General features: G+C 63.0%; 25 protein-coding genes and 1 riboswitch. Of the genes, 4 read left to right on the top strand and 21 right to left on the bottom strand.

All coding sequences use genetic code 11. From position 1 onward, the window contains the following. Window positions 1–192: 192 nt before the first annotated feature. From NKI18_RS04895 to NKI18_RS04795, 21 genes are all read right to left on the bottom strand, one after another. Window positions 193–477, bottom strand: a complete 285-nt coding sequence (locus NKI18_RS04895) for a DUF1467 family protein (RefSeq protein ID WP_023676613.1) — start codon at window positions 475–477, stop codon at window positions 193–195. Continuing rightward, window positions 474–878, bottom strand: a complete 405-nt coding sequence (gene mce / locus NKI18_RS04890; RefSeq protein WP_352617453.1) for a methylmalonyl-CoA epimerase — start codon at window positions 876–878, stop codon at window positions 474–476. Before mce ends, NKI18_RS04895 begins: the two co-directional genes overlap by 4 nt. Before the next feature lie 140 nt (window positions 879–1018). Further along, on the bottom strand, window positions 1019–2689 hold the full coding sequence (locus NKI18_RS04885) for a ribonuclease J (protein WP_352617450.1): 1671 nt from the start codon (window positions 2687–2689) through the stop codon (window positions 1019–1021). Between the two features lie 102 nt (window positions 2690–2791). Continuing rightward, a complete protein-coding gene (locus NKI18_RS04880) occupies window positions 2792–3613 on the bottom strand; it encodes a biotin--[acetyl-CoA-carboxylase] ligase (RefSeq protein ID WP_352617447.1) in 822 nt (273 codons plus the stop codon). Between the two features lie 4 nt (window positions 3614–3617). Then, window positions 3618–5054 (bottom strand): NADH-quinone oxidoreductase subunit NuoN, encoded by a 1437-nt coding sequence (nuoN, locus tag NKI18_RS04875; RefSeq protein WP_352617444.1) that lies wholly within the window; start codon window positions 5052–5054, stop codon window positions 3618–3620. A gap of 18 nt (window positions 5055–5072) precedes the next feature. Further along, window positions 5073–6578, bottom strand: coding sequence for an NADH-quinone oxidoreductase subunit M (locus tag NKI18_RS04870; RefSeq protein ID WP_353019004.1), 1506 nt, complete (start codon window positions 6576–6578; stop codon window positions 5073–5075). Then, on the bottom strand, window positions 6578–8551 hold the full coding sequence (gene nuoL, locus NKI18_RS04865; protein WP_352617438.1) for an NADH-quinone oxidoreductase subunit L: 1974 nt from the start codon (window positions 8549–8551) through the stop codon (window positions 6578–6580). The genes NKI18_RS04870 and nuoL overlap by 1 nt, the downstream gene beginning before the upstream one ends. 10 nt (window positions 8552–8561) lie before the next feature. Beyond that, window positions 8562–8870 carry an NADH-quinone oxidoreductase subunit NuoK gene (gene nuoK, locus NKI18_RS04860; protein WP_023676620.1) on the bottom strand — a complete coding sequence of 103 codons (309 nt, stop codon included), beginning with the start codon at window positions 8868–8870 and terminating at the stop codon, window positions 8562–8564. A 1-nt stretch (window position 8871) separates the two neighbouring features. Continuing rightward, window positions 8872–9492, bottom strand: a complete 621-nt coding sequence (locus NKI18_RS04855; protein ID WP_352458241.1) for an NADH-quinone oxidoreductase subunit J — start codon at window positions 9490–9492, stop codon at window positions 8872–8874. A 118-nt stretch (window positions 9493–9610) separates the two neighbouring features. Next, window positions 9611–10102, bottom strand: a complete 492-nt coding sequence (gene nuoI / locus NKI18_RS04850) for an NADH-quinone oxidoreductase subunit NuoI (RefSeq protein ID WP_254818109.1) — start codon at window positions 10100–10102, stop codon at window positions 9611–9613. Continuing rightward, window positions 10099–10356 carry a hypothetical protein gene (locus NKI18_RS04845; RefSeq protein ID WP_352470236.1) on the bottom strand — a complete coding sequence of 86 codons (258 nt, stop codon included), beginning with the start codon at window positions 10354–10356 and terminating at the stop codon, window positions 10099–10101. Before NKI18_RS04845 ends, nuoI begins: the two co-directional genes overlap by 4 nt. Beyond that, a complete protein-coding gene (nuoH, locus tag NKI18_RS04840; protein WP_292663045.1) occupies window positions 10356–11399 on the bottom strand; it encodes an NADH-quinone oxidoreductase subunit NuoH in 1044 nt (347 codons plus the stop codon). The genes NKI18_RS04845 and nuoH overlap by 1 nt, the downstream gene beginning before the upstream one ends. Before the next feature lie 2 nt (window positions 11400–11401). After that, complete coding sequence (gene nuoG / locus NKI18_RS04835; protein ID WP_352617433.1) at window positions 11402–13483, bottom strand: NADH-quinone oxidoreductase subunit NuoG; 2082 nt, start codon at window positions 13481–13483, stop codon at window positions 11402–11404. 74 nt (window positions 13484–13557) lie between these two features. Then, window positions 13558–14253 (bottom strand): helix-hairpin-helix domain-containing protein, encoded by a 696-nt coding sequence (locus tag NKI18_RS04830; protein ID WP_352617430.1) that lies wholly within the window; start codon window positions 14251–14253, stop codon window positions 13558–13560. Window positions 14254–14330: 77 nt separating this feature from the next. Next, a complete protein-coding gene (gene nuoF, locus NKI18_RS04825; RefSeq protein ID WP_352617428.1) occupies window positions 14331–15635 on the bottom strand; it encodes an NADH-quinone oxidoreductase subunit NuoF in 1305 nt (434 codons plus the stop codon). Window positions 15636–15645: 10 nt separating this feature from the next. Continuing rightward, a complete protein-coding gene (nuoE, locus tag NKI18_RS04820) occupies window positions 15646–16713 on the bottom strand; it encodes an NADH-quinone oxidoreductase subunit NuoE (protein WP_352617425.1) in 1068 nt (355 codons plus the stop codon). A 434-nt stretch (window positions 16714–17147) separates the two neighbouring features. Beyond that, the gene (locus NKI18_RS04815) at window positions 17148–18338 is read right to left on the bottom strand and encodes an NADH-quinone oxidoreductase subunit D (RefSeq protein WP_352617422.1); all 1191 of its coding nucleotides are present in this window, start codon (window positions 18336–18338) and stop codon (window positions 17148–17150) included. After that, window positions 18339–18941, bottom strand: coding sequence for an NADH-quinone oxidoreductase subunit C (locus tag NKI18_RS04810; protein ID WP_352617419.1), 603 nt, complete (start codon window positions 18939–18941; stop codon window positions 18339–18341). It abuts the gene before it with no gap. Then, window positions 18938–19477, bottom strand: coding sequence for a hypothetical protein (locus NKI18_RS04805; RefSeq protein ID WP_352617416.1), 540 nt, complete (start codon window positions 19475–19477; stop codon window positions 18938–18940). The genes NKI18_RS04810 and NKI18_RS04805 overlap by 4 nt, the downstream gene beginning before the upstream one ends. Before the next feature lie 6 nt (window positions 19478–19483). Further along, entirely contained in the window at window positions 19484–20065 is a 582-nt protein-coding gene (locus NKI18_RS04800; protein WP_023670824.1) for a NuoB/complex I 20 kDa subunit family protein, read from the bottom strand. Then, window positions 20056–20421 (bottom strand): NADH-quinone oxidoreductase subunit A, encoded by a 366-nt coding sequence (locus NKI18_RS04795; RefSeq protein ID WP_023676631.1) that lies wholly within the window; start codon window positions 20419–20421, stop codon window positions 20056–20058. Before NKI18_RS04795 ends, NKI18_RS04800 begins: the two co-directional genes overlap by 10 nt. A gap of 335 nt (window positions 20422–20756) precedes the next feature. Here NKI18_RS04795 and NKI18_RS04790 point away from each other — a divergent pair, with 335 nt between their 5' ends. The 4 genes from NKI18_RS04790 to NKI18_RS04775 form a co-directional block, all read left to right on the top strand. Then, window positions 20757–21956, top strand: a complete 1200-nt coding sequence (locus tag NKI18_RS04790) for a winged helix-turn-helix domain-containing protein (protein ID WP_352617412.1) — start codon at window positions 20757–20759, stop codon at window positions 21954–21956. Between the two features lie 29 nt (window positions 21957–21985). After that, window positions 21986–22189, top strand: a riboswitch (cobalamin riboswitch). Window positions 22190–22227: 38 nt separating this feature from the next. After that, the gene (locus tag NKI18_RS04785; protein WP_352617409.1) at window positions 22228–22662 is read left to right on the top strand and encodes a DUF1636 family protein; all 435 of its coding nucleotides are present in this window, start codon (window positions 22228–22230) and stop codon (window positions 22660–22662) included. Next, window positions 22659–23699, top strand: coding sequence for a cobalamin biosynthesis protein CobW (gene cobW, locus NKI18_RS04780; protein ID WP_352617406.1), 1041 nt, complete (start codon window positions 22659–22661; stop codon window positions 23697–23699). Before NKI18_RS04785 ends, cobW begins: the two co-directional genes overlap by 4 nt. Window positions 23700–23717: 18 nt before the next feature. Then, window positions 23718–25329: cobaltochelatase subunit CobN (locus tag NKI18_RS04775; RefSeq protein WP_353018995.1), on the top strand; the 1612-nt coding region annotated here is incomplete at its 3' end.

Here is a 25329-nt window from a genome sequence, read left to right as displayed (position 1 = left end):
GTTTAAATTGCAAGGCCTCGCGCCTTGCATTTTTTTTGTGCAATCATCTGGTTAGCACGACAGATTACCAAACTACATGACGTTGCGTCAGCCCAAACCCGCCCCGGCCTTTACTTTGGCTTGACCTTGCTGGCTCAGCTTGATTTCAGAGCCTCGGCTAGGCTGGGATAGTCGGACACGGTAGGTAGCCGGCTAATGCGCTGGGCTCTGGTTGAAATCCGGCACGATGTGCGGGATGTCGTCGATACCGAGGCCAAGCCCTCTCGTGATGCCGTAGAAGATACCCATGAGGACCAGCGTGACGATCGTCGTGCGCAGCGCCGCGCGCAGCATGTGCGGTCCGCGCGGTGCGCTCGGAACCGTGCCAAGCGTCACGTCCCGATCCTCGTCCTGCGTCCGCATGCTGAACGGCAGGACGGCGAACAACACCACCCACCATGTGGCGAAGAACAGGGCGACAAACGAAACCCAACTCATGCTTGCTCCAGTTCGACCAGCGTGCCGAAGAAATCCTTGGGGTGCAGAAACAATACCGGCTTGCCATGTGCGCCGATCTTCGGATTGCCGTCGCCCAGCACGCGCGCGCCGCTGGCCTTGAGACGGTCGCGCGCCGCAACAATGTCGTCCACCTCATAGCAGACATGGTGCATGCCGCCGGACGGATTCTTCGCGAGGAATGCGGCGATCGGCGAGGCTTCGCCGAGCGGCTCGAGCAACTCGATCCTGGTGTTGCCGACGTCGACGAACGCCACCGTAACGCCATGCTCCGGCAGCGCCTGCGGCGCGGTCACGCGCGCGCCAAGCGTATCGCGATAGACCGCCGCAGCCGCGGCCAGATCCGGCACCGCAAGCGCGACATGGTTGAGGCGTCCGAGCATAGGGTACTCCCGGGTTAGGGGAGTAGGGGAGTAAGGCAGTAGGGGAGTATGGAAAAAAGGATCTAGAAGTGCATCTGTTTGCGCTCCTACTTCCTACTTCCCCACTCCCTTACTGCCTTACTCCCCTACTCCCTTGTTCGTCACCTCGTGACGAACACCGTCACCAGCGGCTTCTTGCCCCAGGCTTCGTTGGCCGCGCCGCGCACCGCGCGCCGCACCGCCTCCTGGACCAGGTCGAGGTCTTTTCGGCGCTGGCGGGGGATGGAGTCCACGGCGCCGATTGCCGCATCGATCATCAGGTCTTCCAGGCTCTCGCCGCTGCCGTCGGCCTCGGCGACGCCGATGGCGACGAGATCGGGATCGCCGGCAAGCTCGTATTTGTCGTCGAGCACGACATTGACGGCGACATGGCCGGCAAAGGACAGTTTGCGGCGGTCGCGAATGCCCATCGCCTGGTCGGTGCCGATCAGCCTTCCGTCCCTGTAGATGCGGCCGAACGGCACCTGGTCGATGATTGCGGCGGCACCCGGATGCAGCCTGAGCATGTCGCCGTCGCGCACCTGCGCGACCTGGCCGATGCCGGACGTCGACATCAGCGAGCCCTGCGCCACCAGATGCGCCGCTTCGCCATGCACGGGAACGCCGATCTGCGGCCGCACCCATTCATACATTTTGCGCAATTCGCTGCGGCGTGGATGGCCGGAGACATGCACCAGCGCATCGCCGTCCTCGATGATCTTGATGCCGAGATCGATCAGGCGGTTCTTGATTTCGAGGATCGCCTTCTCGTTGCCGGGAATGGTGCGCGAGGAAAACACCACCGTGTCGCCGGCCGTCAGCGCCACCGACTTCATCTCGTCGCGCGACAGCTTGGCAAGTGCGGCAAGCGGCTCGCCCTGGCTGCCGGTGCAGATGATGACGAGGTTTTCGCGCGGGATGAAGCCGTAATCCTCCTCGGCGATGAATTCCGGCAACCCGTCCATATAGCCGAGTTCATCAGCCACATCGATGACGCGCTTCATCGAGCGGCCAATCACCAGGCACTGGCGGCCGGCATCCCGCGCCGCCTTGGCGATGGAGACGATACGCCCGACATTGGAGGAGAAGCTGGTGACGGCGACCCGGCCCTTGGCGTTCTGGATGACGCTCTTGAGGCCCTCGCCCACCGCCACTTCGGACGGCGATTCCCCTTCCCGCATCGCATTGGTGGAATCGCAGACCAGCGCCAGCACACCCTTGTCGCCATAGGCTCGGAAGCGCGCCTCGTCGGTCATCGGCCCGACCGTCGGCGCCGGATCGATCTTCCAGTCACCGGTATGGATGACGACGCCGGCCGGCGTCGTGATCGCCAGCGACATCGGTTCGGGAATGGAGTGCGCAACAGGGATGGCCTCGATCTCGAACGGGCCGACGGTGAATTTCTCGCCGGCCCGGTAGATCGTCACCGGGATCTTCGGCGCCCCTTGCTCGCCCTGCCGCTTGGCTTCCAGCAGGCCGGCGCTGAACGGCGTCATCCACACCGGCGCCTTGAGCTTCGGCCAGATGTCGTGGAGCGCGCCGTAATGGTCCTCATGCGCATGGGTGATGACGATGCCGCGCAGATTGGCGACATTCTCCTCGATGAAACGCGTGTCGGGCAGAACCAGGTCGACGCCGGGCAGGGTTGCATCGGGAAAAGTGACGCCGACGTCGACCACGATCCATTCGCGCGCATTGGCCGGCCCATAGCCGTAGAGGGCGAAGTTCATGCCGATCTCGCCGACACCGCCGAGCGGCACGAAGACAAGTTCGGCGTTTTCCGCTGTCGCCATGGTCTTTCCTTCCTTGCCGGTCAAAATTGTGGGCCGGTCAAAATTGTCGGCCGGTCAAATTCAAGCTGGTCAAATACCTGGCCAGTCAAACGTATTGGCCGGTCAAACGCCGGCCGAGGCAACCGCGCCGAAATGCACGTCGCCGGCGGCGATCGTCAGAACCGAACCTTGATCGTCGCGGATCACGAAACGGCAGTCCTCGTCAATGGTCTCGAAGGTGCCACGCACCACATTACCGTCAATTCTGACAGCAACCTGCCCGCCAAGCCCCGCCGCACGCGCCAGCCAGCGCCGCCTGACGGCGGCAAGCCCACGCCCTTCGTTCCACAGCCGCGCATTCTCGCTCCAGGCATCCGACAGCGCCAGGAACAGCGTCTCGGCATCGCAAGCAGACCCCAGCGCGCTGAGCGACGTCGCTGGATAAGGCAAATCCTTGGGATAAGCCACCACGTTGACGCCGATACCGACAGCCACCGCGGAACGGTCACCATCCAGCATCGCCGATTCCAGCAGGATGCCGGCGAGCTTGGCGCCCGAGGCAAGCACATCGTTCGGCCATTTCAGTTCGAAACGGTTCTTGCCTTGGCTCGCACCATCGAGGCCGATCGCGATCCTGCCCTTCGGCACGACGGCGTCGAGCGCGTCGGCCAGCGCCAGTCCGGCAACGAAGCCGAGCGTCGCGGCAAGCCGAAGCTCGGTGTTGGTGATCACCAGCAACGTCGCTGCCAGATTGCCCTCGGGCGTCGCCCAGGCGCGGCCACGGCGGCCACGCCCGGCTTCCTGCTTTTTGGAGACGACCCAGAGTTTGCCCGGATCGCCGGCCCGTGCGTGCTCCAGCGCCAGCGCGTTGGTGGACCCGACCGTATCGTGCGCCTCGAGCCGGAACCCGTCCGAAGCCGCAGTTGGAGCCAGCCTGAACGTCATTCCGTTAGAAGAAGGTCTTGGCCGCGGCTGCCGCGTAGGTTCCGATCGGGCCGCCGATCAGAACGTAGAACAGCACGAAGGCGCCACAGACACCGAGCACGACGCGCAGTTCGGTCGCCATCGGCACGAAGCCGCCGACCGGTTCGTCGAACCACATGATCTTGATGATGCGTAGATAATAATAGGCGCCCACCACAGACGCCAGCACGCCGATGATCGCCAGCGCGTAGAGGTGGGCATTGATGGCGGCGAGGAACACGTACCATTTCCCCCAGAAGCCGGCGAGCGGCGGGATGCCGGCCAGCGAGAACATCAGGATGGTGAGGATCGTCGCCATGATCGGATTGGTCGCCGACAGGCCGGCGAGATCGCTGATCTGCTCGACATTGCCCTCCTTGCGCCGCATGGCGAGGATGAAGGCGAAGGTGCCGAGCGTCATCACCAGATAGATCAGCATGTAGATGGCGACGCCGCGCACGCCGTCCTGGCTGTTCGCGGCAAGGCCGACCAGCGCATAACCCATATGACCGATGGAGGAATAGGCCATCAGCCGTTTGATGTTGGTCTGGCCGATGGCCGCAAAGGCACCAAGCGCCATCGAGGCGATCGAGATGAAGACGATGATCTGCTGCCAGTCGGCGGCGATCGGCTTGAAGGCGCCCATGGTGACGCGCACCATCAGCGCCATCGCCGCCATCTTCGGTGCCGCCGCCAGAAAAGCCGTCACCGGCGTCGGCGCGCCCTCATAGACGTCGGGCGTCCACATATGGAACGGCACCGCCGAGATCTTGAAGGCAAGGCCGGCCAGCACGAAAACCAGGCCGAAGACGAGCCCAAGCTGGCGCTCACCGCCGCTCAGCGCCGTGGCGATCTCCTGGAAGCCGGTGTTGCCGGTGTAGCCGTAGACCAGCGAGATACCGTAAAGCAGCATGCCCGACGACAGCGCGCCAAGGACGAAGTACTTCAGCCCGGCCTCGGTCGAGCGCAGATTGTCCCGGTTGATCGCCGCCAGCACGTAGATCGCCAGCGACTGCAGCTCGAGGCCGAGATAGAGCCCGATCATGCCGTTGGCCGAGATCATCAGCATCATGCCGAGCGTGCAGAGCAGGATCAGCACCGGATATTCGAACTTGTCGAAACGCTCCGCCTGGGCAAAGCGGACCGACATGACCAGCGTCACCGCCGAGCCGACCAGCGCCAGCACCTTCATGAAGCGGGCGAACGGATCCTGGATGAAGGCTTCGCCATAGGCGTTGCCCTGTCCCGGCGAAAAGACCAGCCAGGCGCCGGCGATCACCAGCACGGCGACGGCAAGGCCGCTCACCGTGACAGTGGTGTTGGCGCGCGAATAGGCGCCGAGCATCAACAGCGCCAAGGCGCCGATGGCGAGGATCAGCTCTGGCGTCGAGAGCGACAGGCTTGAGAGAAGGTCCGGCGTCATGGTTCGCAAAACCCCCAGTCAGTTCGCCGCCGCGGTCTGCGCGGCGCCGATGGATGCGGTGACATTGGTAACGAGCGCCTTGACCGATTCGGCGGTCGCGTCGAAGATCGGCGCCGGATAGACGCCGAAGAAGATGACCAGCGCGACCAGCGGATAGATGATCACCTTCTCGCGCGTCGACAGGTCGAGCAGGCCTTTCAGGCTTTCCTTGGTCAGCGCGCCGAAGATCACCTTGCGGTAGAGCCAGAGCGCATAGGCCGCCGAAAGGACGACGCCGGTGGCGGCGAAGAACGCCACCCAGGTGTTGACCCGGAACACGCCGAGCATGGTCAGGAACTCGCCGACGAAGCCGCTGGTGCCGGGCAGGCCGACGTTGGCCATGGTGAAGATCATGAACACGGTTGCATATTTCGGCATGTTGTTGACCAACCCGCCATAGGCGTCGATGTCACGCGTGTGCATGCGGTCGTAGACGACGCCGACGCAGAGGAACAGCGCGCCGGAGACCAGGCCGTGCGACAGCATCTGGAAGATCGAACCTTGGACGCCTTCCTGGTTCATCGCGAAGATGCCCATGGTAACGAAGCCCATGTGAGCGACCGACGAATAGGCGATCAGCTTCTTCATGTCCTCCTGCATCAGCGCCACCAGCGAGGTGTAGATGATGGCGCCGCCGGAGAGCGTGAAGATAAGAGGCGCGAACATTTCGGATGCGATCGGAAACATCGGCAGCGAAAAACGCAGGAAGCCGTACCCGCCCATCTTGAGCAGGATGGCGGCCAGGATCACCGAGCCGGCCGTCGGCGCCTCGACATGCGCGTCCGGCAGCCAGGTATGCACCGGCCACATCGGCATCTTCACCGCGAAGGACGCGAAGAAGGCAAGCCATAGCCAGGTCTGCATATTGGCCGGGAAGTTATGGGTCAGAAGCGTCGGGATGTCGGTGGTGCCGGACTGGAAGAACATCGCCATGATGGCGAGCAGCATCAGCACCGACCCGGCCAGCGTATAGAGGAAGAACTTGAACGAGGCATAGACGCGCCGCTTGCCGCCCCACACGCCGATGATGATGAACATCGGGATCAGGCCGGCTTCGAAGAAGACATAGAACAAGACGATGTCGAGCGCGCAGAACACGCCGATCATCAGCGTCTCGAGCAGCAGGAAGGCGATCATATAGGCCTTGACGCGCTTCTCGATCGATTCCCACGAGGCGAGAATGCAGAGCGGCATCAGGAAGGTGGTCAGGATGACGAACAGCATGGAGATGCCGTCTACGCCCATATGGTAGGAGATGCCGGAATCCAGCCAGGCAAACTTCTCGACGAACTGGAAGCCGGGCTGCGAATTGTCGAAGCCGGTCCAGATAAACAGCGAAACCACGAAGGTGAACGCGGTCGTGAACAGTGCTATGGCGCGGATGTTGCGGCGCGCGTTCTCGCTGTCGTCACGCACGAAAAGGATGAGCAGCACACCAACCAGCGGCAGGAAGGTGACCAGCGATAGGATCGGCCAGGCGGTCATCAGAGCATCATCCAGGTGACGAGTGCGGCAACGCCGATCAGCATGGCGAAGGCATAGTGGTAGAGATAGCCGGTCTGCAGCTTGACGACCCGGTTGGTGACGTCGACGACGCGCGCCGAAATGCCGTCCGGCCCGAGCCCGTCGATGACGGTGCCGTCGCCGGTCTTCCACAGGAAGCTGCCGAGGCGCTTTGCCGGCCGCACGAACAGGAAGTCGTAGAGCTCGTCGAAATACCATTTGTTGAGCAGGAAGGCGTAGAGCAGGCGATGGTTGGCGGCGACGCTCCGAGGCATTTCCGGCGCGCGAATATAGAACTGCCAGGCAATCGCAAAGCCGATCAGCATGGCGATGAACGGTGACAGCTCGACCCACAACGGCACTTCGTGGATTTCGTGCAGGATGTGGTTGTCCGGCAGCGTGAACAGCGACGCCTTCCAGAATTCGGCATAGCTCTCGCCGAAGAAGGCGCCGTGGAAGATCACGCCGGCGAACAGCGCGCCCGCCGCCAGGATGAACAGCGGCACCAGCATGACCGGCGGCGATTCATGGACATGGTGCATGACCTCGTGGCTGGCCCGCGGCTCGCCGTGGAAGGTCATGAAGATAAGTCGCCACGAGTAGAAGGAGGTGAAGCAGGCAGCAATGACCAGCAATATGAAGGCAAACGCGGCGACCGCATTGTGGCCGGCGAAGGCCGCTTCGATGATGGCGTCCTTGGAAAAGAAGCCGGCCGTGCCGATGATCGTTACCGGAATGCCGACACCGGTCAGCGCCAGCGTGCCGATCACCATCATCCAGTACGTTTTCGGAATGAGCGTCCTCAGGCCGCCCATCTTGCGCATGTCCTGCTCGTCGGAGACGGCGTGGATGACCGAGCCCGAGCCGAGGAACAGCAGCGCCTTGAAGAAGGCGTGGGTGAACAGATGGAAGATCGCCGCGCCGTAGGCGCCGACGCCGAGCGCCACGAACATGTAGCCGAGTTGCGAACAGGTCGAATAGGCAATGACGCGCTTGATGTCGTTCTGGACGAGACCGACTGTCGCCGCGAAGAAGGCGGTGAAGGCGCCGATGAAGGTGACCACGGTCAGCGCCGAATGCGACAGCTCGAACAGCGGCGACAGCCGCGCCAGCATGAACACGCCTGCCGTCACCATGGTCGCGGCATGGATCAGTGCCGAGACCGGCGTCGGGCCTTCCATGGCATCCGGCAGCCAGGTGTGAAGCGGCACCTGCGCCGACTTGCCCATGGCGCCCATGAACAGGAGCAGGCAGACGACCGTCATCGCAGCCTGCTTGTCGAGCGCATAGCCGAGGAAGGTCAGCACGGCCGCACCTTGCGGCGCGCCTTCCGCCGGAATGAACGTCGCCGCATTGGCGAAGATGGTGCCGAGATTGACCGAGCCGAACAGCACGAACACGCCGAATATGCCGAGCGCAAAGCCGAAATCGCCGACGCGGTTGACGACGAAGGCCTTGATCGCAGCCGCATTGGCCGACGGCTTCTTGTACCAAAAGCCGATCAGCAGATAGGAGGCAAGGCCGACGCCTTCCCAGCCGAAGAACATCTGCACGAGGTTGTCGGCCGTCACCAGCATCAGCATGGCGAAGGTAAACAGCGACAGATAGGCGAAGAAGCGCGGCCGGTCCGGATCGTGATGCATGTAGCCGATCGAGTAGATATGGACCAGCGACGACACCGTGTTGACGACGACCAGCATGACCACCGTCAGTGTGTCGATCCTGAGCGCCCACGACGCTTCAAGGCCGCCCGACTGGATCCAGCGCATCACTGGCACGGTGAACACCTCGCCGCCGCCGAAACCGACCGAGAAGAAGGCGACCCACGACAGCACGGCCGCGATCACCAGGAAGCCGGAGGTGATGTATTCTGAAGCCTTGGCCCCGAGCGAAGTGCCGAACAGGCCGACGATCAAGAAGCCGAGCAGCGGAAGGAAGACGATGGCCTGATACATGGTGGTTCCGTCAACCCTTCATCATGTTCACGTCTTCGACCGCGATCGAGCCGCGGTTGCGGAAGAAGACGACCAGAATGGCAAGGCCGATCGCCGCTTCGGCCGCCGCGACCGTCAGCACGAACAGTGCGAACACCTGGCCGACCAGGTCGCCGAGCGCCGCCGAGAAGGCGACGAAATTGATGTTGACCGCAAGCAGGATCAGCTCGATCGACATCAGGATGACGATGACGTTCCTGCGGTTCAGGAAGATGCCGAACACGCCGAGCGTGAACAGGATCGCCGATACGGTCAGGTAGTGCGCGATGCCGACGACCATCTCAGACTCCTTCGCCCGTCTTGACCTTGCGGATTTCCACTCCGGTTGCCGCCGTGCGGCCGACCTGGGCGGCGATCGACTGCCGCTTGACGCCCGGCTTGTGGCGCAGCGTCAGCACGATGGCGCCGATCATGGCGACCAGCAGCACCAGCCCAGCCACCTGGAAGTAATAGAGGTAATCCGTATAGAGGATGTCGCCGAGCGCTGCCGTGTTCGAGCGCGCGGCCAGGTCCGGGATGGGCTTGGCGACCGTCGCCGCCAGTTTCGGCGCGAATGTATAGCCGCCGAGCACGATGATCAGCTCCGCCGCCAGGATCAGCCCGACCAGCGCGCCGATCGGTGCATATTGCAGGGCGCCTTCCTTCATTTCGGCGAAGTCGACGTCGAGCATCATGACGACGAACAGGAACAGCACCAGCACCGCGCCAACATAGACGACGAGCAGGATCATCGCCAGGAACTCGGCGCCGGTCAGCATGAACAGGCCGGCGGCGTTGAAGAAGGTCAGGATCAGGAACAGCACCGAATGCACGGGATTGCGCGCCGAAATGACCATGAACGCCGATGCCACCGCGACAAAGGCGAAGAGGTAGAAAAAGGCCGCCTCTAGTCCACTCAGCATGGGTTCCCCCGGGTTTCCTGTCCGAACAGGACGTTCGTCCTGTTTTTTGCCACCGCCTCCGGTCGGCAAGTTGCGTGTTCCTTAAACGAGGCCTCTCGCCCCGTCCATGCGTCAAATATCAGCGGTAAGGCGCATCCAGCGAGATGTTGCGCGCCAGCTCACGCTCCCAGCGGTCGCCATTGGCCAGGAGCCTGTCCTTGTCGTAATACAGCTCCTCGCGCGTCTCCGTCGCGAACTCGAAATTCGGCCCCTCGACGATGGCGTCGACCGGGCAGGCCTCCTGGCAGAAGCCGCAATAGATGCATTTCACCATGTCGATGTCGTAGCGCACCGTGCGCCGCGTGCCGTCATTGCGGCGCGGGCCGGCCTCGATGGTGATGGCCTGCGCCGGGCAGATCGCCTCGCACAATTTGCAGGCGATGCAGCGTTCCTCGCCGTTCGGATAGCGGCGCAGCGCATGCTCGCCGCGGAAGCGCGGGCTGACCGGCCCCTTTTCATGCGGATAGTTGATCGTCTCCTTCGGCGCGAAGAACTGGCGCATCGACAGGAAGAAAGCGCCGACGAAATCCTGCAAAAGCAGCGATTTCGCGGCTTGAGACAGAGCACTCATTCGGCACCTCCAAAGATCTGCATTGCAGCAATTGCGCCGATAAATCCGAAAATGACAGGCATCTGGAAACGGTACATAAGTCTCGTAAACGACGCCAATTTCTGCTTGTCCCAGCCAAACACCGGAACTCGGTAGTTTGCTGCCAACCTTCGTTCCTGTTGCCGCAAGACGTAGGGCAGCACAACAATGTTGCCAAAGATTGCAACGAGCACGCCGACAACTGCACCCAGAAAACCAGCGGTCAGATTGCCCATCACGCAAACCCCGTGATCTTCAGGAAGGCGGCGGTGGCGACCACCATGAACAGCGAGATCGGCAGGAAGACCTTCCAGCCGAGCCGCATCAGCTGGTCGTAGCGGTAGCGCGGCACGAACGCCTTCACCATGGAGAACATGAAGAACACCAGGCAGACCTTGAGCACAAACCAGATCAGCCCCGGCACCCAGGTGAACGGCGCGAAGTTGAAGGGCGGCAGCCAGCCGCCAAGGAACAGGATGGTGGCCAGCGCGCACATCAGGACGACGGCGACATATTCGCCGAGGAAAAACAACAGGAACGGCGTCGAGGAATATTCAACCATATGGCCGGCGACAAGTTCCGATTCGGCTTCCACAAGGTCGAAGGGCGGCCGGTTGGTCTCGGCCAACGCCGAGATGAAGAAGACGATGAACATCGGGAACAGCGACAGCCAATGCCAGTCGAGGAAGGTGTTGGGCAGGCCGAGCCGCGTGCCCAGCCCGTCCTGCTGCGACAAGACGATGTCGGACAGGTTGAGCGAGCCGACGCAAAGCAGCACGGTGACGATGACGAAACCGATGGAGACTTCGTAGGACACCATCTGCGCCGCCGAGCGCAGCGCGCCGAGGAAGGGATATTTCGAATTGGACGCCCAGCCGCCCATGATGACGCCATAGACCTCGAGCGAGGAGATGGCGAAGACATAGAGGATGCCGACATTGACGTTGGCGATCGCCCAGCCCTCATTGACCGGGATAACCGCCCAGGCGGAGATCGCCAGCACCGCCGACACCAAAGGCGCCAGCAGGAAAACGCCCTTGTTGGCGCCGGACGGGATGACCGGCTCTTTGAAGACGAATTTCAGCAGATCGGCGAAGGCCTGCAGCGTGCCCCACGGGCCGACGACGTTCGGTCCGCGGCGCAATTGCACCGCCGCCCAGATCTTGCGGTCGGCGTAAAGCACATAGGCGACGAAGATCAACAGAACGACGATCAGCACGACCGACTTTAAAAGGATCAGCAGCGCCGGCAGCACGTAGAAGGAGAAGAAGGTGTCCATGTCTACTCCGCCGCCTGCCTGAAGCCGTTCTTCGCCAAAGCCGAGCATTCGGCCATCACCGCGGAAGCCCGCGCGATCGGGTTGGTCAAGTAGAAATCCTTGACCGGCGAGGTGATGGTGCCCTTGTTCAGCCGCCCGCCGAGCTTGGCAACCCTGGCGATGTCGGCCGGGTCGCCGGCCGCGACATGGTCGATGCGGGCAAGATGCGGATATTCCGCATAGAGCTTTGCGCGCAATTGCGGCAGCGAATCGAACGGCAGCTTCTTGCCAAGCACATCCGACAGTGCCCGAAGGATCGCCCAGTCCTCGCGCGCCTCGCCGGGCGCGAAGCCGGCACGGTTGGTCTGCTGCACGCGGCCTTCGGTGTTGACGAAGGTGCCCGACTTTTCGGTATAGGCGGCTCCCGGCAGGATGACGTTGGCGCGGTGTGCGCCCTTGTCGCCATGCGTGCCGATATAGACGACGAAAGCGCCGCCGGTCTTGGCCATATCGATTTCGTCGGCGCCGAGCAGGAACAGCACATCGGTCTCGCCCAGCATGGCGGCGACGTTCCTGCCGCCCTCGCCCGGCACGAAGCCGACATCGAGGCCGCCGACCCGCGCCGCCGCGGTGTGCAGCACGGCAAAACCGTTCCAGTCGGCCCTTGCGGCGTTGACGGCGACGGCGAGCTTCGCCGCCTGGCCGAGCACGGCCGTACCGTCCGGACGCGCCAGCGCACCCTGGCCGACGATGATCAGCGGATGCGTCGCCTTCTTCAGCAGCTGGAAGAACTTGCCGTTGCCGTCGGCCAGATCCTTCAGCGATTCCGGCCCGGCGCCGAGCTGCTCGTAATCATAGCGCGTATCGCCGACATCGCCGATGACGCCGACCGGCAGATTGCCGGCCCGCCAGCGCTTGCGGATGCGGGCGTTGAGCAAGGATGCCTCGAAGCGCGGATTGGCGCCGATGATCAGCACCGCATCGGCCTGTTCGATGCCTTCTATGGTCGGGTTGAAGACATAGCTCGCCCGGCCGAGCGACGGATCGAGTGCGGCGCCGTCCTGGCGGCAGTCGGTGTTCTTCGAGCCGAGCGAAGCCATCAACAGCTTCAGCGCGTAGATCTCCTCGACGGCGGCAAGATCGCCGGCAATGGCACCGATCTTGTCGGGTGCCGCATTCGACACCGCTTCCTTGATCGCGGCAAAAGCCTCGGCCCAGCTTGCCGGGGCCAGTCTGCCGTCCTTGCGCACATAGGGGCGGTCGAGGCGCTGCGTGCGCAAGCCGTCCCAGATGAAGCGGGTCTTGTCGGAAATCCATTCCTCGTTCACCGCCTCGTTGGTACGCGGCAGGATGCGCATCACTTCGCGGCCTCGGCTATCGACGCGGATCGCCGAGCCGACGGCGTCCATCACGTCGATGGATTCTGTCTTGGTCAGTTCCCACGGCCGTGCCTGGAAGGCATAGGGTTTGGAGGTCAGCGCGCCGACCGGGCAAAGGTCGATGACATTGCCCTGCAGTTCCGAAGTCATCGCGCTTTCGAGATAGGTGGTGATCTCGGCATCCTCGCCGCGGCCGATCAGGCCGAGCTCGGAGATGCCGGCAATCTCGGTGGTGAAGCGGACGCAGCGCGTGCAATGGATGCAGCGGTTCATGATCGTCTTGACCAGCGGCCCGATATACTTGTCTTCGACCGCCCGCTTGTTCTCATGGTAGCGCGAGGAATCGACCCCGAACGCCATCGCCTGGTCCTGCAGGTCGCACTCGCCGCCCTGGTCGCAGATCGGGCAGTCCAGCGGATGGTTGATCAGCAGGAATTCCATCACGCCTTCGCGCGCCTTCTTGACCATCGGCGTGTTGGTGAAGATTTCCGGCGGCTCGCCATTCGGACCGGGGCGCAGGTCGCGCACGCCCATGGCGCAGGACGCCTGCGGCTTGGGCGGGCCGCCCTTTACTTCGATCAGGCACATGCGGCAATTGCCGGCGATCGACAGCCGCTCATGGAAGCAGAAGCGCGGCACTTCCGCGCCGGCGTCCTCGGCCGCCTGCAGCAGCGTGTAATGGTCGGGTACAGTGATCTCTTTCCCGTCGACCTTGAGCTTTGCCATTTCGCCTCAAACCCCTGCGGACGTTCCGCAATCTTTCCTTCCGGGCGCAGCCGAGACCGCGCACGATATTGAATTCACTTTTTGGCCCCGGCCAACGCGGCCGCCTGACCGATCCAGCCGTCACGGCCGATGCGGCCCTTCAACGACAGGTAATCTTCGACCCAGGCGATCTCTTGCGGCGTCCACGCGGCGATCTGGGCGTATGTCCAGATGCCAAGGCCGTTCAGCACCTTTTCCAGTTTCGGCCCGATGCCCGATATCGCCTTGAGGTCGGCGGGCTCGGCGGGCCGGTCCATCGGCCTGGGCTGCTTGAAATCCTCCGGCATCAGCCCGGCCGACGCATCCGCTGCAACGGTGCTGGCATTCGCCAAGCTCCGCGCAGCGGTGCTCGACGCAATGTCGGTCACATCGTTGGCGAAGGACTGCGCCTCGGCAATCAGGGTTTTGGTCGCCGCGCGCGCCTTTGTCGAGGAGCTTTTGCCGGTCGCGGAAAAGCGTTCCGTCCGGGCCTCGAAATCCTCGGCGACCGGCTGCCAAAGCCGCTGCGAGGTCTCGGCCGCACCTGAAAGCACGCCCATCCAGATACCAAAGGCGTGGTTGGCAAGGCCGATGCCGAGTGCCGTCATCGCCGCCGCGCCCGCGACAGGATGCGCCAGGAGATTGACGGCATTGGCCATCTCCTTCGGCATCATCCTGGTCAGATCCTGGTTCATCTTCAACAACGGGTCCATATCGGGCGTAAAATCGTCGGGTGTCGAAAACAGCGACATAGGTGGTCTCCTGGTCGTTTCCGTCTGCCCCGCGCTCGTTTCCTCGTGTCGGACATTCGTCCGCATTTTGAATTCTTCTATTCCGCGGCCGCCAGCACCGGTTCGGCGCGGTGTGCGTTGCGCGAAAACTCGTCGATGCGCCGCTCCACCTCGCCGCGGAAATGCCGCATCAGGCCCTGGATCGGCCATGCTGCCGCATCGCCCAGCGCACAGATCGTGTGGCCCTCGACCTGCTTGGTCACGTCGAGCAGCATGTCGATCTCGCGCTTCTGCGCCTCACCGCGCACCAGCCGTTCCATCACCCGCCACATCCAGCCGGTGCCCTCGCGGCAGGGCGTGCACTGGCCGCAGCTCTCGTGCTTGTAGAAATAGGACAGCCGCGCGATCGCTTTCACGATATCGGTCGATTTGTCCATGACCATGACAGCCGCCGTGCCGAGGCCCGATTTCAGGTCGCGCAGCGCGTCGAAATCCATCGGCGCGTCAATGATCTGCTCGGCCGGCACCAGCGGCACCGAGGCGCCGCCCGGAATGACCGCCAGCAGGTTGTCCCAGCCGCCGCGAATGCCGCCGCAATGCGTCTCGATCAGTTCGCGGAACGGGATCGACATCGCCTCTTCGACGGTGCACGGATTGTTGACGTGGCCGGAGATGCAGAACAGCTTGGTGCCGACATTGTTGGGCCGGCCGAAGGACGAGAACCAGGCGGCACCGCGGCGCAGGATGGTCGGCGCGACAGCGATGGACTCGACATTGTTGACCGTCGTCGGGCAGCCATAGAGGCCGACATTGGCCGGAAACGGCGGCTTCAGCCGCGGCTGGCCCTTCTTGCCCTCGAGGCTTTCGAGCAGCGCCGTTTCCTCGCCGCAGATGTAGGCGCCGGCGCCATGGTGCATGTAGATGTCGAAATCGTAGCCGGAGGTGTTGTTCTTGCCGATCAGCTTGGCTGCATAGGCCTCGTCTATGGCGCGTTGCAGCGCCTCGCGCTCGCGGATGAACTCGCCGCGCACATAGATGTAGGCGGCGACCGCGCCCATGGCGAAGCCGGCAAGCAGGCAGCCTTCGACCAGCGTGTGCGGGTCATGGCGCAGTATGTCGCGGTCCTTGCAGGTGCCGGGCTCGGATTCGTCGGCATTGACGACGAGATAGCTCGGCCGGCCGTCGCTTTGCTTGGGCATGAACGACCATTTCAGCCCGGTCGGGAAACCGGCGCCGCCGCGGCCGCGCAGGCCCGATGCCTTCATCTCGTTGACGATCCACTCGCGCCCCTTGGCAACGATGCCGGGCGTGTTGTCCCAGGCGCCGCGCGCCATGGCGCCGGCCAGCGACTTGTCGAAGCGGCCGTAGATGTTGTTGAAGATGCGGTCTCTGTCCTGAAGCATTGCTCGTTCCTCAGACCGGCTTCTTGCCGGTCGGCCGGCTCCTGTTTCCGGGCGACGGCTTGGCCGCCTTGGCGGCAGCCTTCGCCGGTTTAACCTTGGCCTCCGGCGCCTTGAAGGCAGACGCCGGCTCGGCCTTGTTCTTGGGGCCCTTGCGCTGTTTCGAGACGTCCTCGACCTGCGGCTCGGCCTTGTTGGCATTGGCGGCCGAATGCAGAGGCGCTGCGACGCTCGCCGCCTTCTCCACCGCGGGCGCGACTTTTGTCGCCGATGGCGATTTCAGCGCCGGGCTGGTCTCGACCGCATCGGTTTTCGGCTTGCTGGCATTCGAGGGCGCAACCGGCGCCGGTGCAGGCGCGGCCGAAGCCGCTGGCGGAACTGGTGCTGCGGCGGCAGCCGCCGGCTCTGCATCCTTGGCGGCCTTGGTCGCCGCCCTGGTTTCCCGGTCGCGGGTCGCCTTGAGGATCGCCTTTTCGCTCTTGAGGGTCGTCAGGCCGCTGGCCGGCTCCGAGGTGATGCGGCCGTTTTGCGGTCCTGGCGTCACCGAAGCACCTTTGCCGGCGTCATAGAGGTCGATGATCTCGGCAAGCCGCTCCGGCGTCAAATCCTCATAGGTGTCCTTGAATATCATCACCATCGGTGCGTTGACGCAGGCGCCGAGGCACTCGACCTCCTCCCACGACAGCGTACCCTTGTCATTGGTGTGAAACTGGTCGTGATGGATCTTCGAGCGGCACACATCCATCAGCGCTTCCGAGCCGCGCAGCATGCAGGGCGTGGTGCCGCAGACCTGGATATGCGCGCGGGTGCCGACCGGATTGAGCTGGTATTGCGTATAGAAGGTGGCGACTTCCAGCCCACGGATATAGGGCATGTCGAGCATGTCGGAGATCGTCTCGATCGCCGCCTTGGTCACCCAGCCTTCCTGTTCCTGCGCCAGCATCAGCAAGGGAATGATCGCGGACTGCTCGCGCCCCTTCGGATATTTCTTGATCCACTGCTTCGCCGCCGCCGCATTCGCCCGGTTGAAGGCGAAGGAGGCTGGCTGGAGGCTGGCTTCTGCGAGACGGCGGACTGACATTACGATTTCGCTTCTATGTTTCTACTGGTTAGAGTTGTAGGCGCGATAGCAATCCTCGGATCGCCCCAAAACGCATACGAACTCTTCATTTCCACGCTTCAGGCGGATGTATCCGTCATAGCGGCTATACACCCAAGCTATTGGCTTGCAACGATATTCTTCGGGGATCAATGACGCTACGAGGTTGTCATGAACCGCGCAGTTGGACGATGTCGACGGCCGGCCATGGACAAGAATGCCCTCATCCATTGCTGGGGTCTGGGTGCTCAAGCCACGGACTGTAAGCAGATCGCCTTCTGCAATAAGCTTGAACCCCTCTTTGAGAAGATCGGTCGACGAGAGACCCTCACCGGACCCAGCAAGCGACACTTCAGCGGAAGCCGCAAGGCATGCCGCGGCCAGAAACGCCTTTGACGGTCGAGCCATTCCCATCATCACCGATCGACCTCACCAAACACGATGTCGAGTGAACCCAACACGGCGGTGACGTCGGCCAACATGTGGCCGCGACACAAAAAGTCCATGGCCTGGAGATGCGCGAAGCCGGGCGCGCGCAGCTTGCAGCGATAGGGCTTGTTGGTGCCGTCGGAGACGAGATAGACGCCGAACTCGCCCTTCGGTGCCTCGACGGCGGCATAGACCTCGCCGGCCGGCACGCGGTAGCCTTCGGTGTAGAGCTTGAAGTGATGGATCAGCGCTTCCATCGAGCGCTTCATCGCCGCGCGCTTCGGCGGCACCACCTTCCCGTCGAGGTTCGACACCGGGCCGGCGCCCTCCTTGCCGAGCAACAGGTCAACGCACTGGCGCATGATCTTGGCCGACTGGCGCATCTCTTCCATGCGCACTAGGTAGCGGTCGAAACAGTCACCGTTCTTGCCGATCGGAATGTCGAAATCCATCTCCGCATAGCATTCGTAGGGCTGCGATTTGCGCAGGTCCCAGGGTGCACCCGAGCCGCGCACCATGACGCCCGAAAAACCCCAGGCCCAGGCGTCGGCCAGAGACACCGTCGCGATGTCGACATTGCGCTGCTTGAAGATGCGGTTGCCGGTCAAGAGCGAGTCGAGGTCGTCGAGCGATTTCAGGAACGGGTCGATCCACTTGCCGATGTCCTCGATCAGCTTCTGCGGCAGATCCTGATGCACGCCGCCGGGGCGGAAATAGGCCGCGTGCATGCGCGAGCCGCTGGCACGCTCATAGAACACCATCAGCTTTTCGCGTTCGACGAAGCCCCACAGCGGCGGCGTTAGCGCGCCGACATCCATCGCCTGCGTCGTCACGTTGAGGATATGCGACATGATGCGGCCGATTTCCGAATAGAGAACTCGGATCAACTGGCCCCGCTTCGGCACCTCGATGCCGAGCAGCCGCTCGGCGGCGAGCGCAAAGGCGTGCTCCTGGTTCATCGGCGCGCAATAATCGAGCCGGTCGAGATAGGGCACGGCCTGCAGATAAGTCTTGGCCTCGATCAGCTTTTCCGTGCCGCGGTGCAACAGCCCGATATGCGGATCGACGCGATCGACGACTTCGCCGTCAAGCTCCAGCACCAGGCGCAAAACGCCGTGCGCCGCTGGATGTTGCGGGCCAAAATTGATGTTGAAGTTGCGAACGGAGGTTTCAGCCATTTACTGCTTTGCCTTTTCATCCCCCGGAAGCACGTAATCCGTACCTTCCCACGGAGACAGAAAATCGAAATTGCGGAATTCCTGCTTGAGCTCCACCGGCTCGTAGATGACGCGCTTGGCTTCGTCGTCGTAACGCACCTCGACGAAGCCGGTCAGCGGAAAGTCCTTGCGCAGCGGATGGCCTTCAAAGCCGTAATCGGTAAGAATCCGCCGCAGATCGGGATGGCCCGAAAACAGCACGCCATAGAGATCATAGGTCTCGCGCTCGAACCAGTCGGCGCCGGGATATATCCCGGTGATCGACGGCACCAGCGTCTCTTCGTCGGCCTGGACCTTGATGCGGATGCGGATATTCTGTCTCGGCGACAGCAAATGATAGACGACGTCGAAGCGCTTCGCCCGCGACGGATAATCGGCGCCGCAGACGTCGATGATCGAAATGAACTGGCATTTCGGGTCGTCGCGCAGGAAGGTCACCACCTCGATCAGGTCGCGCGGCTCGACCGAGATGGTGAGTTCGCCATAGGCGAACACCGCCTCGCCGATCCGGCCGATCAGCTTCTCGCCGAGATAGGTCGAGAGGTCATTCAACGCCTGGGTCATGACAACCTCGCCAACCAGCCCAGAACCTTGCGCGAGTCTTCTGGATCTTTTTCACCAAACCAGCCGCTCGCCCTGGCGGCGTCAATAGTCAAAAAAACCTGGCATTCATCATCGTCACCCGGCTCGCCAAAAAACAGCTTTCCGACAAACTGCCGGGTTTCCAGATGCGCAGGGTCGCCATTTAGAGCAACGCATTCCACAAACAGCTTTTCGGTAGCTGCTCCCTGGCCCGACGCGGCAGAGGAAAGCTTGGCCGACATTTCACCAATCAGATTCTTGGTTCGATCGCCAAGCGAACGCAGTCTTACGTCGCCATGATAAAAGACAATTCGTGGGTCGCTTGTCGGCTCGGCTTCCCAATCATTCAATCGGATGTCGATACCGACACCAGCAGCACCAAATTTCGTGTCTGTTGAGAGCGCAGAAGAATAAAACGTCGAACCGGAGTCCGTTTTTACAAATCGCTGTTCAGACGTTCTGAACATCAAATCCAGCCAAGGTTCAGGGTTGCCATAAATGATCCGATCTTCATCCATGGCGATTTACCGCTCGATCGTGCCGGTGCGGCGGATCTTCTTCTGCAGCAGAAGGATGCCGTAGAGCAGCGCTTCGGCGCTCGGCGGACAGCCGGGCACGTAGATGTCGACCGGCACGATGCGGTCGCAGCCGCGCACCACCGAATAGGAATAATGATAATAGCCGCCGCCATTGGCGCAGGAGCCCATCGAGATGACGTAGCGCGGCTCCGGCATCTGATCGTAGACCTTGCGCAGCGCCGGCGCCATCTTGTTGGTCAGCGTGCCGGCGACGATCATGATGTCGGACTGGCGCGGGGACGCGCGCGGCGCGACACCGAACCTCTCCGAGTCATAGCGCGGCATCGAAGTATGGATCATCTCGACGGCGCAGCAGGCGAGGCCAAACGTCATGAACATCAGCGAGCCACTGCGCGCCCAGGTGATGAGCGCCTCGGTCGAGGTGACGAGAAAGCCCTTGTCGGCGAGTTCGTTGTTGATCTCCAGGAAGAACGGGTCGTCGGACCCGACCGGCCTGCCGGTGTTGGGGTCGATGAGGCCCTTGGGCTTCGGCGCGACGAGCGTACCGGAACTGTCGTTCAATCCCATTCCAGCGCTCCTTTTTTCCATTCATAGGCAAAGCCGATGGTCAGCACCGCCAAAAACACCATCATCGACCAGAAACCGAGCATGCCGATCTGACTGAACGACACCGCCCAAGGAAACAGGAAGGCCACCTCCAGGTCGAAGATGATGAACAGGATCGACACCAGGTAGAAGCGGATATCGAACTTCATGCGGGCGTCGTCGAACGAGTTGAAGCCGCACTCATAGGCGGAAAGCTTTTCCGGATCGGGGTTGCGGTAGGCCACCAGGAACGGTGCGGCGAGCAGCGCCAGCCCGACGATCAGCGCCACGCCGATGAACAGGACGATGGGCAGGTACGAACCTAAAAGTGCGTTCATGCTGCAGTTTCCGTTGGCGGCCAATCCACTCTGATTACAGCACCGGACCCACTTGCGGAAGCGTGACAGTTTAACCACTGAACCGTTTTAAGGGGGCTCTATGCTGCAACGCGGCGAGGGTTAGCGCAGCGCTTTCGGCGAAGCAAGTCAAACCTTGTTCAAATCGCGGTGCTGGACGGCATATCCGGGAAAACTGGTCCGATCCGCTCCTGTTTGATTTCCTTCACTTTTTACTCCAGTTTTCTCTCCTGACATAGATGCCGCCAAAACCCTGTTAGCATGGCACGGAATCGCAGGTCATTTTCTCTGTCTAGAATCGTCCGGATGCCGCCTTCATGAAGGAAAAAATCTCGCTTGCCATGGCCCGCCGCATTGCGCTCGCGGCACAGGGATTCAATGACCCGCGCCCCACCGGCACGCCTGACCGCCGGCATCTGGCCCGCGTGCTTGCCCGTACCGGCCTGCTGCAGATCGATTCCGTCAGCGCCGTGGTGCGCGCCCACTATATGCCGCTCTATTCGCGGCTTGGCCCCTACAAGCTGGCGCTGCTCGACGACGCCGCCGTAACGCGCAAGCGCATGGTCTTCGAATATTGGGCGCACGAAGCCTCCTTCTTGCCGGTCGAGACCTATCCGCTGATGCGCTGGCGCATGCAGCGGGCCGAACGCGGCGACGAAATGTACAGCGGACTGGCCAAATGGGGCCGCGAGCACGCCGCCTATATCGAAGACATCTATCGCGAGGTTGCCGAACGAGGCCCGACCGCGGCGTCGGCTTTCGAAGGCCAGAAGGGTTCGGGCGGCTGGTGGGGCTGGAGCCATGCCAAGCACGCCTTCGAATGGCTGTTCTGGGCCGGCCGCATCACCACGGCGCATCGCCGCGGCTTCGAGCGGTTCTACGATCTGCCGGAACGCGTGCTGCCGCCGGCGGTACTCGCGCTACCGGTTCCCTGTCCCGAGGATGCTCACCGCGAATTGCTGCGCATCTCGGCCCGCGCCCACGGCATCGCCACGGCAGGCGACCTGCGCGATTATTTCCGGCTCTCGCCCGCCGACATCAAGGGCCGCATCGAGGAGTTGGTCGAGGCCGGCGACCTGTTGCCGGTGAGCGTCGAAGGCTGGAACAAAACAGCCTATCTCCACAAGGACGCCCGTTTGCCGCGCAAGATCGAGGCGCGCGCCTTGCTCGCGCCGTTCGATCCTGTCGTCTTCGAGCGGTCGCGCACCGAGCGGTTGTTCGACTTCCACTACCGCATCGAGATCTACACGCCGGCCGAAAAGCGCCGGTATGGCTATTATGTGCTGCCATTCCTGCTCGGCGACAGCATCGTCGGGCGCGTTGACCTCAGGGCCGACCGCCCGGCCGGCGTGCTGCGCGTCCATGCCGCCTATGCGGAGCCCGGCGCCTCGCTGCAAACCGCAGCCGAGCTTTTCGAAGAGTTGAAGCAGATGCAGGGCTGGCTCGGCCTGGAACGCATCGAGGTGACCGCTGCCGGCGACCTCGGCCGGCCGCTCGCGGATATCGCCGCGTCATAGACGTGCGTTGACACGACTGCCTCCACAAGCCTAAATCCGTTCCAGACGGTCCCCTACCCGCAACGGCAGGGGCCAAGAGGGAATGCGGTGCGAAATCTCGATTTCAAATCCGCGGCTGTCCCCGCAACTGTAAGCGACGAGCCTCGGCCGAAAACCACTGGGATATTCCCGGGAAGGCGGCACCCAGGCGATGACCCGCGAGCCAGGAGACCTGCCGTCTAGGACATAAGAATCCGATCGCCTGGCGGGTTTTCCGGGCAAGGAGCCTGATTTGGAACGCGACAGCAGTTTTTTGGCTGAGACAGCGGATTTATTGTCCGGCCATGGTGATTCCCCGGCCGGCGTTACCGTCATCGTTTGCTCGTCCTGCCGTGACGAGACCGGTTCGGACGCTCATCCGCGCGCCGGCGAACTACTCGCAGAGGACACGCGCCGCGCTGCTTCCAGCGAAAACATCAAAATCCGCACCGTCGAATGCCTCGGCAATTGCAAGCGCCGGCTCAGCGCCGCCATGCTGCGCGACGGCTGCTGGAGTTACGTCTTCGGTGATCTGACCACGACCAGCGGCGCCGATCTCGTCACCGGGGCAAAGCTGTTCGCCACCTCGACGGATGGGCTCATTCCATGGCGCGGCCGTCCCGATTGCCTGAAGCGCGGCCTGGTTGCCCGCATCCCTCCCCTTGACCTTTTGAAGGACCTGACATGACCGCTGCCTCCCTTTCGCGCGTTCCCTGCACCGTGGTCACCGGCTTTCTCGGCGCCGGCAAGACGACGTTGATCCGCCATTTGCTCGAAAACGCCAAAGGCAAGCGCCTGGCCATCATCGTCAACGAGTTCGGCGACATCGGCATCGACGGCGAGATCCTGAAGGGCTGCGCCATCGACACCTGCCCCGAGGAAAACATCGTCGAGCTGGCCAATGGTTGCATCTGCTGCACCGTCGCCGATGATTTCGTCCCGGCGCTGGACCAGATCCTGTCGCTGACGCCGAGGGTCGACCACATCCTGATCGAGACATCCGGCCTCGCTTTGCCCAAGCCGCTGGTCCAGGCCTTCCAGTGGCCGTCGGTGAAAAGCCGCGTGACGGTGGACGGCGTCATTGCCGTGGTCGACGGACCGGCGCTGGCTGATGGCCGCGTAGCCAACGACATGGACGCCCTGCAGGCCCAGCGCGCGCAGGACGAGACGCTCGACCATGACGATCCGGTCGAGGAAGTGTTCGAAGACCAGCTCGCCTGCGCCGACCTGATCATCCTGTCGAAGAGCGACCTGATGGACGCAGCCGGCTCGGCCCGTGCCAATGCCGTCATCGGCAAGCACGTTGCGCGGGCGGTGAAGATCGTACCGACTTCGCAAGGCAAGGTCGACCCGTCGGTGCTGCTCGGCCTCGGCCTCGCCGTCGAGGACGACATCGAGAACCGCAAGACCCACCACGACGACGAGCTCGACCACGAACATGACGATTTTGACTCGTTCGTCATCGACATCGCGTCTGTGTCCAACCCGGACGAGCTCGCACAACGCGTCGCCACGGCGGCGGAGGAAGAAAACGTGTTGCGCGTCAAGGGTTTCGTCGAAGTCGGCGGCAAGCCGATGCGGCTCCTGCTGCAGGCCGTCGGTCCGCGCGTCAACCACTATTACGACCGCGCCTGGACCGCTGAAGACGACCGCCGCTCGCGCCTGGTCGTCATCGGCCTGAAAGGGCTGAACCGCCCGGCCATCGAGCGTATCCTCGCCGGCTGACCCCAGGTACGAGCCGCGATGCACATCCTCACCACCACATCCGCCTCGCTCGACGATCTCGCCGAGCCTGTCGATCTCAGGCAAGCGCCTGCGGATGTCGTGGCGCTGTCCTTCACCGACAGCGACCTGGCCGGGCTGGCGGCGGCGTGGAAGGCAGATGCGCACCGCCTGCCGTCGATGCGGCTCGCCGCCTTGCGCGACCTGCGCCATCCGATGTCCGTCGACCTGTGGATCGACAGCGTCGCCCGCCACGCCAAGGTCATTCTGGTCCGCATCCTCGGCGGCTATGACTGGTGGCGCTATGGCTGCGACCAGCTCGCCGTTATCGCGCGAAATCGCGGTATCAAGCTGGCGCTCCTACCGGGCGAGAGCCACGACGAGGATTTGCGACTGATCGAAGGCTCGACGCTGCCGCGCGAGGAGTTGGACGCCCTGCTTGGCTATTTCCGCGAGGGCGGGCCGGCAAATATGACGGCGCTGGTGCAGAGGCTGACAAGTCTCGCTGGATCGGGTGCGGCGGTAGCCGAACCTGTTAGCGTGCCAAAGGCGGGATTTTACGAGCCGGGACTGGGGGTCGTAGAACGCGACGTCCCCCTCCTCCTCGAGGGGAGGGTCCGGCCGCAGGCCGGGGGTGGGGTCCTCTCCGAAGCGCGCCTACACAAAACGTCGCGCACTGCCGTGACGACCCCACCCGGCCCTGCGGGCCACCCTCCCCTCGAGGGGGAGGGGGACGTCGTGCCAATTCTCTTCTACCGTTCGATGCTGCTCGCCGCCGATGTCGCGCCCATCGACGCGCTTTTCGAAGCCCTGCGCCACCGCGGCATGGCTCCCGTGCCTATGTTCGTCTCCAGCCTCAAGGACCCGGCGTCGCTCGCCTTTGTCGAAACCGCGCTCGCAACCCTGAAGCCTGCCGCCACCATCACCGCCACAGCTTTCGCCTCGGGTGCCGAGCCCGGTGTCGACACCCTGTTCGACCGCGCCGGCGTGCCGGTGTTCCAGGTCATCGTCGCGACCACCCGCCGCGACATCTGGCAAACCAATCAGCGCGGCCTGGCGCCCGCCGACCTTGCCATGCACGTCGTCCTGCCCGAGCTCGACGGCCGCATCCTGGCCGGCGCCATTTCATTCAAGGGCGAAAGCGAAACCGACCCGGCGCTGGCCTTCCGCGCCTTCGCCAACCGGCCTGAGCCCGACCGCGTGGCGCAAGTGGCGAACCGTGTCGAGGCCTTCGTGCGCCTGCAGCGGACGCCGCGTGCGGAGCGCAAGCTCGTCATCCTGATCCCCGACTATCCGAGCGCCCCCGGTCGCACCGGCTACGCGGTTGGTCTCGACGTGCCGTCCAGCGTGCTGGCAATGCTGCACGACCTGAGCGAACAGGGCTACGCCGTTGAAAGGATTCCGCAAACGCCGCGCGAGTTGCTGGAGACGCTGGAGCGTGGAGGTGAAGGGTTGGGGTTTGAAGACTATCTCGGGTACTCGGCGGAATTGCCCGCTGAAGCGATAGCTGCCGTGACGGCCGCATGGGGGAATGCGGCAGATGAGACAAGTTTGTGCGAGGCACCCCCCTCTGTGCGGGCAGCCGCAACCCGCACGGCGAAGGACGGGAATAAAAAAAAGAACACCCCCAACA

The organism is Mesorhizobium sp. M0800, assembly GCF_040320095.1.
In the GTDB taxonomy this organism is placed as follows: domain Bacteria; phylum Pseudomonadota; class Alphaproteobacteria; order Rhizobiales; family Rhizobiaceae; genus Mesorhizobium.
Note: the sequence above shows the minus strand (reverse complement) of the source record. Positions and strands in the feature narration are given on the sequence as shown.

Excerpts from the sequence above, each read along its gene's own strand:
- NKI18_RS04870 (WP_353019004.1), bottom strand. The coding sequence starts at position 6,578 with ATGACCGCCTGGCCGATCCTATCGCTGGTCACCTTCCTGCCGCTGGTT.
- NKI18_RS04790 (WP_352617412.1), top strand. The coding sequence starts at position 20,757 with ATGAAGGAAAAAATCTCGCTTGCCATGGCCCGCCGCATTGCGCTCGCG.
- nuoF (WP_352617428.1), bottom strand. The coding sequence starts at position 15,635 with ATGCTTCAGGACAGAGACCGCATCTTCAACAACATCTACGGCCGCTTC.
- NKI18_RS04830 (WP_352617430.1), bottom strand. The coding sequence starts at position 14,253 with ATGTCGCTGTTTTCGACACCCGACGATTTTACGCCCGATATGGACCCG.
- nuoG (WP_352617433.1), bottom strand. The coding sequence starts at position 13,483 with ATGGCAAAGCTCAAGGTCGACGGGAAAGAGATCACTGTACCCGACCAT.
- nuoN (WP_352617444.1), bottom strand. The coding sequence starts at position 5,054 with ATGACGCCGGACCTTCTCTCAAGCCTGTCGCTCTCGACGCCAGAGCTG.
- NKI18_RS04805 (WP_352617416.1), bottom strand. The coding sequence starts at position 19,477 with ATGGATGAAGATCGGATCATTTATGGCAACCCTGAACCTTGGCTGGAT.
- NKI18_RS04810 (WP_352617419.1), bottom strand. The coding sequence starts at position 18,941 with ATGACCCAGGCGTTGAATGACCTCTCGACCTATCTCGGCGAGAAGCTG.
- NKI18_RS04815 (WP_352617422.1), bottom strand. The coding sequence starts at position 18,338 with ATGGCTGAAACCTCCGTTCGCAACTTCAACATCAATTTTGGCCCGCAA.
- NKI18_RS04800 (WP_023670824.1), bottom strand. The coding sequence starts at position 20,065 with ATGGGATTGAACGACAGTTCCGGTACGCTCGTCGCGCCGAAGCCCAAG.
- nuoI (WP_254818109.1), bottom strand. The coding sequence starts at position 10,102 with ATGAGTGCTCTGTCTCAAGCCGCGAAATCGCTGCTTTTGCAGGATTTC.
- NKI18_RS04885 (WP_352617450.1), bottom strand. The coding sequence starts at position 2,689 with ATGGCGACAGCGGAAAACGCCGAACTTGTCTTCGTGCCGCTCGGCGGT.
- NKI18_RS04845 (WP_352470236.1), bottom strand. The coding sequence starts at position 10,356 with ATGGGCAATCTGACCGCTGGTTTTCTGGGTGCAGTTGTCGGCGTGCTC.
- nuoK (WP_023676620.1), bottom strand. The coding sequence starts at position 8,870 with ATGGTCGTCGGCATCGCGCACTACCTGACCGTATCGGCGATCCTGTTC.
- NKI18_RS04880 (WP_352617447.1), bottom strand. The coding sequence starts at position 3,613 with ATGACGTTCAGGCTGGCTCCAACTGCGGCTTCGGACGGGTTCCGGCTC.
- cobW (WP_352617406.1), top strand. The coding sequence starts at position 22,659 with ATGACCGCTGCCTCCCTTTCGCGCGTTCCCTGCACCGTGGTCACCGGC.
- NKI18_RS04895 (WP_023676613.1), bottom strand. The coding sequence starts at position 477 with ATGAGTTGGGTTTCGTTTGTCGCCCTGTTCTTCGCCACATGGTGGGTG.
- nuoH (WP_292663045.1), bottom strand. The coding sequence starts at position 11,399 with ATGGACACCTTCTTCTCCTTCTACGTGCTGCCGGCGCTGCTGATCCTT.
- NKI18_RS04855 (WP_352458241.1), bottom strand. The coding sequence starts at position 9,492 with ATGCTGAGTGGACTAGAGGCGGCCTTTTTCTACCTCTTCGCCTTTGTC.
- NKI18_RS04795 (WP_023676631.1), bottom strand. The coding sequence starts at position 20,421 with ATGAACGCACTTTTAGGTTCGTACCTGCCCATCGTCCTGTTCATCGGC.
- nuoL (WP_352617438.1), bottom strand. The coding sequence starts at position 8,551 with ATGTATCAGGCCATCGTCTTCCTTCCGCTGCTCGGCTTCTTGATCGTC.
- mce (WP_352617453.1), bottom strand. The coding sequence starts at position 878 with ATGCTCGGACGCCTCAACCATGTCGCGCTTGCGGTGCCGGATCTGGCC.
- nuoE (WP_352617425.1), bottom strand. The coding sequence starts at position 16,713 with ATGTCAGTCCGCCGTCTCGCAGAAGCCAGCCTCCAGCCAGCCTCCTTC.